Annotated in this window: 9 protein-coding genes; 2 read left to right on the top strand and 7 right to left on the bottom strand. The window is 51.5% G+C overall.

The window, feature by feature from the left end; translation table 11 throughout:
- Positions 1–28: 28 nt before the first annotated feature.
- Together BMW71_RS07915 and BMW71_RS07920 are read left to right on the top strand one after the other, a co-directional pair.
- Positions 29–1687, top strand: a complete 1659-nt coding sequence (locus BMW71_RS07915) for a SusD/RagB family nutrient-binding outer membrane lipoprotein (RefSeq protein ID WP_092171808.1) — start codon at positions 29–31, stop codon at positions 1685–1687.
- A 126-nt stretch (positions 1688–1813) separates the two neighbouring features.
- Positions 1814–2890 (top strand): DUF6340 family protein, encoded by a 1077-nt coding sequence (locus BMW71_RS07920; RefSeq protein WP_244891115.1) that lies wholly within the window; start codon positions 1814–1816, stop codon positions 2888–2890.
- On the opposite strand, the gene BMW71_RS07925 is transcribed toward BMW71_RS07920, so the two are convergent.
- The 7 genes from BMW71_RS07925 to BMW71_RS07950 form a co-directional block, all read right to left on the bottom strand.
- Positions 2887–4887: a copper-translocating P-type ATPase gene (locus tag BMW71_RS07925; RefSeq protein WP_092171811.1), complete on the bottom strand. Its 2001-nt coding sequence runs from the start codon at positions 4885–4887 to the stop codon at positions 2887–2889. The two genes, BMW71_RS07920 and BMW71_RS07925, sit on opposite strands and share 4 nt — an antisense overlap.
- A 51-nt stretch (positions 4888–4938) precedes the next feature.
- Entirely contained in the window at positions 4939–6744 is a 1806-nt protein-coding gene (locus tag BMW71_RS07930; RefSeq protein WP_092171813.1) for an efflux RND transporter periplasmic adaptor subunit, read from the bottom strand.
- A gap of 9 nt (positions 6745–6753) precedes the next feature.
- Positions 6754–7110 carry a four helix bundle protein gene (locus tag BMW71_RS07935; RefSeq protein WP_092171816.1) on the bottom strand — a complete coding sequence of 119 codons (357 nt, stop codon included), beginning with the start codon at positions 7108–7110 and terminating at the stop codon, positions 6754–6756.
- Between the two features lie 61 nt (positions 7111–7171).
- Positions 7172–8500: a TolC family protein gene (locus BMW71_RS07940; RefSeq protein WP_092171818.1), complete on the bottom strand. Its 1329-nt coding sequence runs from the start codon at positions 8498–8500 to the stop codon at positions 7172–7174.
- Positions 8500–8658 (bottom strand): hypothetical protein, encoded by a 159-nt coding sequence (locus BMW71_RS23680; RefSeq protein WP_177179592.1) that lies wholly within the window; start codon positions 8656–8658, stop codon positions 8500–8502. Before BMW71_RS23680 ends, BMW71_RS07940 begins: the two co-directional genes overlap by 1 nt.
- Positions 8659–12477, bottom strand: a complete 3819-nt coding sequence (locus tag BMW71_RS07945; RefSeq protein ID WP_092171821.1) for an efflux RND transporter permease subunit — start codon at positions 12475–12477, stop codon at positions 8659–8661. It abuts the gene before it with no gap.
- A gap of 125 nt (positions 12478–12602) precedes the next feature.
- The gene (locus tag BMW71_RS07950) at positions 12603–13007 is read right to left on the bottom strand and encodes an HYC_CC_PP family protein (protein ID WP_143057577.1); all 405 of its coding nucleotides are present in this window, start codon (positions 13005–13007) and stop codon (positions 12603–12605) included.
- Between the last annotated feature and the right edge of the window lie 87 nt (positions 13008–13094).

Raw genomic sequence — 13094 nt, forward strand, 5'->3', positions numbered from 1 at the left:
CAAGATTCGGTGATCAAAAAAAATCGTTATGAAATTCAATAATAAGCTTATTTTCGGATTTGTACTGACTTGTTTGTTGACCGTTTCTTGTACGGAAGAGTTGATAGAAATGAATATCAACCCAAATGGGGCCAACCCGGAAACGGCCAATCCAAATCTGGTACTATCTACGGTACTTACCGAGGCAGGTAAAACCATCGTTAACCTGGGATATCAGGACATTGCGGGGGTAATGCAACACACGCAAAAAGATGGATGGTCCGGGGCACATAACCAGTACGCCTGGAACCGGAGCAATAGCTGGGCTGGGTATTACGCCATTCTACGCAACAATCAATTTGTCTACGACAAAGCCATTGAATTGGATCAGGAGCTACACATGGGGGTGACGTTGGTCATAAAATCCATGATGTTTGGTTTGATTACGGATCTTTGGGGAGATGCCCCCTACAGTCAGGCACTTCGGGGAGCGGAGGGTACCCCTGAGGCTACTTTTCCCGCATTCGATACCCAGGAGGAAATCTATCGCGGAATTTTGTCGGACCTGGAAACAGCCAATGAACTCCTTTCTCAGCCACGAGCTGCTTATAACAGCAGCCTGGACGGCGTAGATGTATATTACAACGGGGATCCGGCAAAATGGAGGAAGATGGCCAATTCCCTAAGGCTACGCTACTACATGCGGGTATCGGAAAAGCTTCCTGAATTTGCCAGGCAAGGTATTGAAGCCTTGCTAGCAGACCCAACGTCAAATCCCTTAATCGTGAATCCCACGGACGATGCCAGCATGGGATTTGCCGGTATCAGTAACGACACCTCCTGGCCGGCCAATACCCGATACGATGCCGATGCCAGCAATTACCGCCGACTAAAAATGTGCCAGACACTGGTAGAGGCCATGCGCTCCAAAAACGATCCCCGCCTAACTGTATGGGCCAACCCGGTGCAAATCCCTTTGGTGGTGGACGAAAGCCTGCCTCCAGGCACCGACCGTGTTGAAAACGGCAGACGTCTGCTTTCGCCGGATGTGTTGGCAGAACGGAATGTGGCGCTCGAAGACATCAGCCAAAACCCCGACTACGTGGGGATTCCGCCGGCAATCCCCGGACCACAGGTGTACAACCTCAGTCCGGATGCCAATCAAGCTTCGTTTAATCCACACGTTTCCTGGTTAAACGATCGGTACCGGCAGGCAACGGGTCCCTTATTGCGCGCACGAATTATTTCTGCTTCGGAAGTGAATTTTATCTTGGCTGAGGCAGCATTGAAAGGATGGAATGTGGGGAATACTGCTGAAAATTACTACAATACGGCGATTCAGGCATCTTTTACCACCTGGGGGCTTGGCGATCAGGCATCAAGCTATCTGGAAGAGATAGATGTTCGCTTCGACGGAACGTTGGAACAGCTGATGGAACAGAAATGGATCGCCTCCTGGACGGCTGCTGCCGAATCCTGGTTTGACTACAGGCGCACTGGCTTTCCGGTACTGGAAGCCGGTCCCTTTGCGATTCGGTCTGCTTTACCCGTACGGTTTTACTACATGATCGAGGAGCGAAACCTAAATGCTACAGAAACGGAACGAGCCATGTCACGGCTCGAAGAAACCAACTTCTCGGAAATAGATGGCCAAAACAGTGCCTGGTCAAAACCCTGGGTAATCCAGGGAACCGGAAAACCCTGGTAACCCTTTGGAAAAGGAAATCGAAAACACGGGACACCTCGATTTCGGGGTGTCTCGATTTTTTTTTATCGAACCTATCCGTTGCCACCTGCAAATTTCTAAATTTGCGTTGATCGTATAGTTATCGTTATGGGTATTTCGAAAAAAACCATTTTAGTCAGCCTGAGTTGCTTTGCACTCGCCATTTTCTTGGCCTCCTGTTCAAAAAATGTTTCCCTCACGCGTCTGATGCCGGCAGAGATTCCGGTGCCCAATCACGTACAGCGCCTGTTGCTGGTGGATCGCACCCTGCCCGAGAGTCAGGGGGTATCCATTGTGGAAGGGATACTTAGTGGAGAGGCTCCTTTTGAAGTGAGGAATGCGATTGATGCCACCATGGCCACGATACAGCAGGAACTGTCCACCTCGCCCCGCTACGAAATCATCCGGGCAACCGAACGGCTCAAGGGTGGGCTATTTGGGCAGGTCTTTCCCAAGCCCCTTAGCTGGGAGCAGATCGAGTACCTCTGCGAAAAATACCAGGCCGACGGGGTGCTCACGCTTGAGAAATTCGACTCGGATTTTGTGATTACTGAGAAAAAGATAACGATCAAAAAGGAAGTAGGCTCGGGGAAAGATGCCCGCATCATCGAGGTGCCGGGAATTTTGACGGAAGGCCTCGCCTCCGTGCAGGCAGGATTCCGCCTGTACGACCCCCTCACGGGCACCTTGGTGGATCAGGCAGACTTTGGTACCAACAATGTCTGGACTGCCGAAGCGGAAACCCGTACCCAGGCATTGGCCTTACTGATCGACAAATCCCTTGCTACCCGAGAAGTGGGGCAAATGGCCGGTGCTTCCTACGCCCGAAGGGTAGCGCCCATGTATGTGGCTATTCGGCGCAATTATTACGGCAAGCCGAAGGACCACCCGGCATTAAGCCAGGGCGCACGCCATGCAGAAGTAGATCAGTGGGAGGAAGCGATTGTTGCCTGGGAAAATGGCTTGTCATCGGTTTCCGACCCCAAGATCCAAGGGAAATTTTGCTTTAATTTGGCCCTGGCACACGAAGTACTGGGAGACCTGACCACAGCAAAAAGCTGGGCAGGAAGAGCCTACACCCAGTTTGGATTCAAAAAGGGCCGAACCTATGCGCGGGAATTGGAACAGCGAATGATGGAGGAGGAACTGCTACGTGAGCAATTGGCCCTGCCGACCCCGAATTAGTCCATCTGCTTGCGCAATAGTTGTGCGTTGGCGGCCACAATGATGGTGCTCAAACTCATAAAGATCGCACCGATGGCCGGATTGATCAGCAGGCCGGGGATAAACCCAGTGGCGAGGGGCATCGCAATGGCATTATAGCCGGTGGCCCAGACCAGGTTTTGGATCATCTTTTTGTAGGTAGCCGTGCCAAATCGGACCAATTGCGCAATGTCCTTGGGATTGCTGTTGACCAGGATAATGTCTGCTGTTTCTGCGGCCACATCTGTACCCGAACCTACTGCGATGCCTACATTGGCCTGGGCCAGGGCTGGCGCATCGTTTACTCCGTCTCCCGTCATGGCTACAAAGTAGCCTTCCTTTTGCAGTTTTTTAATTAGTTCGACTTTCTCATCCGGCAGCACTCCGCTGTAGTAGTCATCCAAACCCAATTCCTCACTCACCGCTTTGGCGGTTTTTTCGTTGTCCCCTGTGGCCATAAATACCTTCATTCCGGCTTCCTTAAGCGATTTGATGGCCGGTAGGCTGTCTTCCCTGACCTTGTCTGCCAGTGCCACAAAGCCTACCAGGTCCTGTCCTTTGAGTATAAAAACGATGGTTTCCGCTTTTTCGGACTGGGATTTTTTGGGAAGGGATATGTTTTTTTCGTCCAGGTAGCCGGGGCTCACCACTTTCCAGGATTCGCCATTCACTTCTCCCTGTACTCCTTTTCCGGTAAGTCCTTCAAACTGGCTAACTTCGTGAAGATCCAGTTTTTCTTCCTTTGCCCTTTTCACGATTCCCTGCGCGATGGGATGTTCCGATCCCTGTTCCAGCGAGGCGGCAAAAGCCAATACTTGCTTTTCGCTGAGCGATTCCGACAGGCTTTCGTACCGGGACACACCGAAGTTGCCCTCAGTCAGTGTGCCGGTTTTGTCAAATACCATGGCCGTTATTTTTCGAGCATTTTCGAAAGCGGTTCGGTTTCGGATCAACAGGCCCTTTCCGGCCGATACCGAGGTGGAAATGGCCACTACCAGGGGGATTGCCAGGCCAAGTGCGTGGGGGCAGGAAATGACCATTACGGTAACCATTCGTTCCAGGGCATAATCCCAGGGCTTGCCCATCAACAGCCAGACCACCAGTGTGGTTGTTCCGGCACCCAGCGCGATAAAGGTAAGCCATTTGGCTGCCTGATCCGCCAGGTGTTGGGTTTTGGACTTGCTGGATTGCGCTTCCTTTACAAGGCCGATTACCTTGTTTAGGTAACTCTCCTCCCCCGTTTTCTGGACTTTCACCTCCAGGGATTGGTTGCCGTTTACAGAACCTCCGACTACCTCATCTCCCTTGGAGCGCTTTACGGGTTTGCTTTCACCGGAAATCATGCTTTCGTCCAGATGGCTTTCTCCTTTCTCAATGACTCCGTCCGCGGGGATTTTTTCGTTGGCCTTTACCAGAATCCGGTCTCCTTTTTTTAATTCGCTTACCTTCACCTCCTTGACATCCTTCCCGTCCAATAGGTGCGCTTCCGCGGGCATTAGTTGTACGAGTAATTCCAGTGAGCGCGAAGCTCCCATCACCGACTTCATTTCTATCCAGTGTCCCAGAAGCATCACCACGATCAGGGTGGCTAACTCCCAGTAAAAGTCTGTGCCATCCAGCCCAAAGACCACAGCACTGCTGTAACCGTAGGCCACGATGATGGCCACAGCTATCAGGGTCATCATCCCAGGATTTTGTTCCCGGAGTTCGTCAAAAAGGCCTTTCAAAAACGGCCATCCCCCGTAGAAAAACAAGATGGTGGACAAGCCAAAAAGGACGGATTTGTCTCCCTCGAAGGAGATGGTGAACCCCAGCCATTGCTGGATCATTTCGGACAGCACCAGAATCGGAAGGGTCAGCACCAGGGAGATCCAAAAACGTCTTTTGAAGTCTTCGATCATCAGTGCGTGGTGATCGTGGTGGAAGTGGTTATTGTGGTGGTTTTCGTGTTGCTCGTGTTCGTGCTTTTCTTCGTTCATGATCACTTTTTGGTTTATTACTGGTTTATTCAACTCGCTGGGCCGATGCGTTTAGTGGTTGTGACCGCCCCCGCCCGGGCTGCCGGTGTTGGGGCTTTTCTCCATTACCGGTTTCCCTTTTTCGTAGGTTTCCCGTACTTCCCCACAGCGCAACATATCGGCACCAAAATAGGGATTGCGGATTTCTTCGGTCTCGCTCAGCCAATAGGCGCCCTCGTCACCAAAAGCCATGGGGCAATATTGCCGGTATACCTTGTCTTTTTCCAGGCCAAACGATTCGGTTATCTCGAGCATGCTTTCCGAAAGCAGCATGAATTGCTTGCGGACCGGTTGAAGACCATCAGCTTCCGCAATACCTTCCAATGCCTTTTCGGCTTCCGCTTTTACTTCCATCCAAAGCGCATGTGCCTCTCCTTCTACCAACTGCATATCTACTTTATTCAACGCTTCTCCAACCTGTTTGCCGGCATTCCGCGCTGCTAAACCATCGTCCGCTACCAGCGCATTTTTTAGCCCAAAATAGGCTTCTGCCAAAAGGGTAAGCTGTTCTTGAAAGGTGGAGGAAACCTCCATGGTCTTGCTTTCCGGTCGGTTTAACAGGCTGTACTTGCCGGCCAACTGTGCCGCGGCATCAATGGAAAAAACCCCATTGCTCACCACTTCTTCTCCCGCCTGCAGCCCGGCCAATACCGGGTAGGTTTCCCCGTTTCTGGGACCGATGCTTACTTCCCTCATTTCGTAGGCCGGGTATTCGGAATCCGGCACTTGCACATACACGACGGATCGCTTCCCGGACCAGAGCAATGCCGTCCGCGGTATGCTGAGGATCCCTTTTTCCCGGTTTGCCTGCGTTTGTATCTGGGCGGTTACAAACATCTCCGGCTTCAGGCGGTCCCCTGGATTATTCAGCAAAAGTCTTGCCTGAGCAGCTCGGGTATCCGAATTTATGAATGGATCCAGGTAGGAAATCGGGGCTTCAAAGGTTTCGCCCGGAATTCCTTCTACGGACAGCGAGACCAAATCACCGTTCCGAACGAAAGGAAGTTGCGTTTCGTAAATGTCCAGCATGACCCATACTGAGCTTAGGTCTACCAGGTCAAAAAGAGGCGTTCCGGTACTTACATAGTCCCCTTGCGCCACGTTTCGTTGGCTGACAATGCCGGATCGGTCGGCTAAAATAGCAAACCGGTCCAGCAAAGTTCCTCCGGATTCAATGGACTCGATTTGCTCCGAAGTGATTTTCCAGGATTGGAGTTTTTGTCTGGCGGCCGCGTACAAGTCGGGAAAATTGGATTTGGTTTTCGCAGCTTCCAACAATTCTTTTTGGGCATTTGCCAATTCGGGGGAATAGATATCCGCCAATTTTTCGCCTTTTTGCACGGCTTGTCCGGTGAAATTTACGTAGAGCTGCTCGATCCTTCCGGGAAAGTTGGCAGCGATGGTAGAACGGCTTCGTTCATTGGGCTGGACTTTACCAGTAGTGGTAATCTCTTTCCCGGTTTCATTTTCCTTTACAGTAAACGTATGAACCTCGGCCATCGCAATGGCCGCCTCACTCATTTCAAGGACAGCAGGAGAGGAATTGCCGTTGCCTCCAGCGGTGGATGCAGGAATCAGGTCCATACCACAGATGGGACATTGCCCCGGTTCCGGCTGCCTTACCTGAGGATGCATGGAGCAGGTCCAGGTTTGATGATCTGATGCTCCGGTGGATTGATCTGATGATGTGTCGATGTGTTGATGTGTTGATGTGTTGATGTGTTGATTTGCTGATGGGCTGATTAGCATCGCTACCAGGAAACCCAGGATGATTCCAATCGCTGTAAATACCAACACCTGTTTATTAAGCTTTTTCATGGTTTATTTTTATCTTCGATTATTCGCACGGGAGGTCGTAACAATTTTATTCAATAACTTTTGTATGCTAAGAAGCAGCCCAGCCATCGTCTCTGGGGGATCCGGATAAGCGGCTGCTTTGGCGCATAAAAGAAGCCAGTATTCCGTTTCTTGAACCTCTTTATGGGAAATCTTGAGCTTGTGAATGAAGTCAGCCCTACTTTCGCAACTTTGGGCTTCCCTTACACTGGCACCGATACCTGTTCCTGATTTCAATAATTGCCGGGCTATTACGAATTTTCTTTTTTCCTCCAACAATTCCGAAAATTCGATGACCTGCAACGCAAATTCAAAACTCAATTCCAAAACTTCATTTCTCTTTTCCATTTCATTTAGGTTTTTCCTATTGATTACAATTCCCACATCCTCACATTATCACATCCCCACATCAGCTACCGGCCAAATTTTCAAACCGTGCTTCCAGCAGGTGCAGGTCGACGATGGTGGCGAGCAACTTGAACCGGTAATCCAGTACTTTTCGCTGGGTTTCCAGCAGGGCCTCAAAATCACCTTCGTTGTTTGCATAGGCATTGGTCAGCAATTCCAGGGTTTGGTTCGCCAGGCGAATCTGTTCCTGATAGAGGGCTACCGAGCGTTCCGCATTTTCCCAGTCGCTACGCGTTTGACTCCACTGAGCGAGCAATTCGTTGCCCGTATTTTCTTTACGTTGACGGATCGCCTCTTCCCGGTATTTGCTTTCTTGCTGCAATGCCTGGTATTTTTTTCGGTAAATGGGAAGGCTGATTTTGACCATGGGCATGACCATGTCCCGTCCACCCATGGGCATTCCGTTTTCCAGCCTTGGGCTAAAGGGCATGTAACTAATCCCTGCACCCATCATGGGTTTTCCCTTCAACCCCTGTAGTTCCGTTTGGTACTGCAGGGCGGACTCGGTGGCTTCCAGTTGTTTCAGCCGGGGATGCGCTCCGGTAAGGATTTCTGGATTATCCGTAAGTTCTTTGGGGAGATTTGTCGTTGGTAAGGTATCGGGTAGGGATACCGCTTCTCCCGGGTCCCGGTTGAGTAACTGGTTAAAGGCTTCGATCAAGCCCTGCTGCGTGCTTTTGAGATTGGCCAGGCTGGTTTCAAGTTCGTTGAGTTCCATTTTTAACCGCAACACGCCGCTCATGCCGGCGGACCTTCCGGATCCCGGAGCGGGGTCTACCGTAGCCCCCTGAGATTGGTAGCGGACCAATGCCAGGCGTTCCAATCGATTCAGAATGGCAGCATGCGCCTCGGTAATCCGAATTTCTTCCTGGCGCCGGTAGAGTTGGTACCATGCCGATTTTACCCGGTAGATCAATTGGTTTCTAGCTCCCCGGAATTCCTGAAAAGTAGCAAGTGCTTGTTGGTTGGCCACCTCTTTTTGGGTACCCAGGGTTCCAAACCAGGGAAAGGACTGCATGAGCTGCAGGTCGGCGTGCTGCCGGCCCATTAGCCGATCCATGGGGGCCGGAAAAACCCCCGCACTGAATTCCGGATCGGGCAGGACACCCGACTGGGAAACCGTCTCCAGGCTGGCCTGGTAGTCCCGGTCGTAAGCCTTAAGTTCGGGGTTGTTTTCCAGGGCGAGCTGCAGGTACTCCTCCAGCGTCTGCGCCTGCAGCGTCTGGCCAACGAAGCATGCCAAAAACACCAGGCTTCCGAACCGCTTCAACAGGCGCTGCCAGCTGCTATCCGACACCTTCCTTTCACTAAATTTTATGCGCTTTTCCATTATTTCTGCTGGTTTTTGATCATTTCACCTATTAGTTGCGATGTATAAACTTCATCCTCAGGAATAGATCGACTCCATTCAACCACCTCTAAATCTTTTAGTTTTTGTATCATTGGTATTCTTTTTACAGCGTCAAATATCTCATCTTCAATTTCCAATCAAGCCTTCGTAATTCCTTCCTGACTGACCTTGCCCTCCGCTCTCCAGCAATACAGCACGGGAACCAAAAACAGCGTCAGCAGGCCGATGGACATGCCCCCAAATGCGGGAAGGGCCATGGGAATCATGATATCCGAACCCCGGCCGGAAGAGCTGAGTATGGGCAAGAGGGCCAATAGCGTAGTGGAAGTCGTCATCAGGCAGGGCAGAATGCGTTTCTGTCCGGCCTCCATGACCGCTTTCCGGACTTCCCTAATGGTATCCGGCTGGTGCTTTTTAAAGCTCTGGTCCAGGTAGGTAGCCATGACCACCCCATCATCCGTAGCAATCCCAAACAAGGCAATAAAGCCGACCCATACCGCTACGCTTAAGTTGTAGGTCTTCATCTGGAATAGTTCCCGCATGGAGGTGCCCAGGATGTCCACGTCCATAAACCAACCTTGCCCGTACAGCCACAGCATCAGAAATCCCCCGGCAAAGGCCAGGGCGATGCCGGCAAATACAAACAGCGAGGTGAAAGCGGAGCGGAACTGGAAATACAGGATCAGAAAGATGATGATCAGGGACAGGGGAATGACCAGGGACAGCCGCTTCTCTGCCCGGATCTGGTTTTCGTAATTGCCGGAAAATTCATACCGCACACCGGAAGGGACTTTCAGCTCATCCTTATCGATTTTTTCCCGCAGGTGGTTCTGCGCATCTTCCACCACCGTCACTTCGGCGAAGCCGGGCATTTTATCCAGTAAAACATACCCTACCAAAAAGCTATCCTCGCTTTTGATCATCCCCGGTCCGGGACGGTAGCTTATGGAAGCCAGCTGACTCAGGGGAAGGTAGGCGCCTCCAGGCGTGGGTACCTGCAGGTTTTCGATAGCCGTGGGATCGTCCCGGTACTCCCGGGCATAGCGCACCCGGATTGGGTAGCGCTCCCTGCCTTCCACGGTAGTGCTGATTTGCATGCCTCCAATGGCGGTCTGAATAAAATCCTGCACCTCGCCAACCGTCAATCCGTACCGGCTGATTTTCTCCCGGTCAATGTCAATTTCCAGGTAGGGTTTGCCCACCACACGATCGGCAAAGACCGCCTCTTTTTTGACCGAAGGGACCTCCTTTAGGTATTTTTCCAGTTCAAAACCAAAGGCTTCAATGGTCTCCAGATCGGGACCGTACACCTTGATTCCCATGGGTGCCCGCATGCCGGTTTGCAGCATGATCAGCCGGGTCTCGATGGGCTGAAGCTTGGGAGAGGACGTGACGCCTGGTATCGTAATCCTTGCTACGATTTCATCCCAGATATCATCCGGACGCTGAATGTGCGCCCGCCATTGCCTGAAATAAGCTCCTTTCGGATCCGGAATCAGCTGGGAAAGCGAAACGTTTTCCGGCTGATTGGATTCCGGGTCGTAGGTTTCTCCGTTTTCCAGGAGGAAGCGATTTTCATCGTCCACCTTGAATCGGAGTCGTTCGCCATTTTCATCGCTTGCGTATTCGCTTTTGTATTGGATGGTGTTTTCAAACATGGTCATGGGAGCGGGGTCAATGGCCGTTTCTGCCCGACCTGCTTTTCCTACCACCATTTCCACCTCCGGGATGGCGTTGACCAGCATGTCCAGTTTTTGAAGGATTTCCCGGTTGGCTTCCACCCCGGCATGGGGCATGGAGGTCGGCATCAGGAGAAAGGTGCCTTCGTCCAGGCTGGGCATAAACTCCTCCCCCAGGCCGGGGAAAGTAGCCGTCATGTTTTTCCAAACGGAACCGTCCCGAATATCCAAGCCAATTTTTTCCAGGGCCGTTGGTACCAGGGAAAAGGTGCGGTCAAAACCCAGCCAAATGGTAATTCCGGTCAATAAAACCAGCAGGGGACCTGCTATAAATTTTCCTTTGTTGTCCAGGCACCAGCTCAGGATGCGGGAGTAGTAGTGCAGGAACAGCAGGAAGGCACCCAGCACCAGACCGATAATAACGGAGATAAACAGAAAATTGGTCAATTGGCTGCGCGATACGCCCAGGGGCATCCATTCTCCGGCAAGAAGCCAGGCGATGGAAAGCAAGGTGAAGCCCACCTTTAGGAAATTCCGCCAGGGTTCCACCTTTTCCGGGAAATAATGAAGGGCCAGGTTGATGAGTCCAAAACCAATAAGCACCCATCCCGCCCAGGACCAGACAAATATCCAGGTGAGAATCCCTGAAATCAGCAGAATACCATTGACTATCCGAGCGGATTTTCCGGATCCTTTGCGTATGGAAAATACCCAATGGCTAAAAGCCGGCATGATAAGTAAGGTAAAAATAACGGCAGCGATCAGCGCAAAAGTCTTGGTATAGGCAAGGGGGCCAAATAGTTTTCCTTCAGCTGCTTCTAGCGTGAAAACCGGAAGAAAACTGATAATGGTCGTACTTACCGCCGTCAGTATGGCAGAGGCTACCTCGGTGGTGGCGGTATAGATGATCTTTAGTTTGGATTCGGCAGGATCGGATTCGTTGAGGTGGCGCAGGATGTTTTCATTCAAAATGATCCCCAGGTCCACCATGGTGCCAATGGCAATGGCAATACCGGAAAGGGCGACTATATTCGCGTCGACGTTCAGGTATTTCATAAAGATAAAGCACATCAGGACCGAAAGGGGTAGCAGGGCCGAAATCAACAGCGAGGCCCGGAGATTGTACACCATGACCATGATCACCAAAATAGAAATCAAAACCTGCAAGCTGATGGCCTGATAGAGCGTGCCCAGGGTTTCGTAAATGAGTCCGGTCCGGTCGTAAAACGGGACAATCGTCAACTGGGAAACCCTGCCGTCTTCCAGCGTCTTGCTGGGTAGGCTTTCGGAAAGTTGTTCAATTTTTTCCTTTACCCCCTGTATGACCGCGAGTGGGTTTTCTCCGTAGCGGGCGATGACCACGCCGCCCACTGCTTCGGCACCTGCTTTGTCCAGGATGCCGGTCATGTTTCGTGGTTGGGGACCGATGGTAACCCGGGCCACATCCTGAATCCGTATGGGTACGTTATCGCTGACTTTCACTACGGTGGCATCCAGGTCGCTGAGTTGTTCTACATAGCCCAGGCCACGGACAAAATAGTCTACCTTATTGATTTCAATCGTATTGGCACTTACGTCCAGGTTGCTGTTTTTTACCGCCCGTACCACATCCGTTAAGGCGATGTTATGGGCTTTAAGGGCTGCAGGGTCCACATCTACCTGGTATTCCTTGATGTAGCCTCCCACCGAAGCCACCTCTGCCACCCCCGAAACGCTGCTGAGTGCGTAGCGAATCGTAAAATCCTGAACGGATCGTAGTTCATGCAGATCCCAGCCGCCTGCGGGATTGCCGGCTTTATCTCTGCCTTCGAGGGTGTACCAATACACCTGCCCCAGAGCCGTGGCATCCGGGCCCAGACGGGGCTGTACCCCTTCCGGAAGCAGGCCGGCGGGTAGGGCATTTAGTTTTTCCAGGATGCGGGAGCGGCTCCAGTAGAATTCAATGTCTTCCTCGAAGAGGATATAAATGCTGGAAAACCCAAACGCGGAGCTGCTGCGCACGGTTTTTACACCGGGCAAACCCAAGAGGGTGGTGGTCAAGGGATAGGTGATCTGGTCTTCCACATCCTGCGGGCTGCGACCCATCCATTCGGTAAAGACGATTTGTTGGTTTTCACCAATATCGGGAATGGCATCTACCGGGACGGGATCCCGGGGCAGGAAGTCGATCTGCCAGTTGAAGGGTGCCGTAGCGATCCCCCAGCCAATGATAAGTAGCAGGAGTAGTACGGTAACCAGTTTGTTCTCCAAAAAGAACCTGATAATTCGATTGAGCATTTTTCGCTTAGTTGATGATCGTTGGAAATGGCCGAAAAGGTTCCCCGGATTGGAAGAGGAACGGCATGGGAAATCAGGCAGTCAGGATGGAAACATCCAGACTGGATTTCACTTACATCAATGGATCAAATAAGGAAGGATTGAATGAGGACCGGGATGTCCCGGGGAAGGAGTGGAGGGATGTAGACCTCCATTGCCTCAAAAAGCGGTAGTTCAGTATCGGCAGTAACGTAGGAAACAAGCAGGGACAGAACAGCGACAAGCTCGGGTTGGGTTTTCTGGAAAACAGGGGCTTTGCTCAACTCGTCTTGTCCGTGGAGGATTCGTTGCTCATCCTCGCAGCAATCTTCCTTGCTACTTTTGTCCGGCTCCGGTGCGTGGCAGGACTTGCGGTGTATGTCGCAGGCGGGCGCATCGGTCAGTACACGTACGCTTTCCACCTCTCCCATACACAGGTGTACGTTGACCGTAAAACTCATGGAACTGAGTACGACCAATAGGGAAAGGAAAATGGACGCTATGTTTTTCAAGACCTTCATGCAATTACCCGATCAGCAAATGAACACTATTTTTGATTTTCGGGTGATTAGTTACTGTTGTAAGCAAATATACCGCTA

This window comes from Cyclobacterium xiamenense (genome assembly GCF_900109255.1).
Classification (GTDB): Bacteria; Bacteroidota; Bacteroidia; order Cytophagales; family Cyclobacteriaceae; genus Cyclobacterium; species Cyclobacterium xiamenense.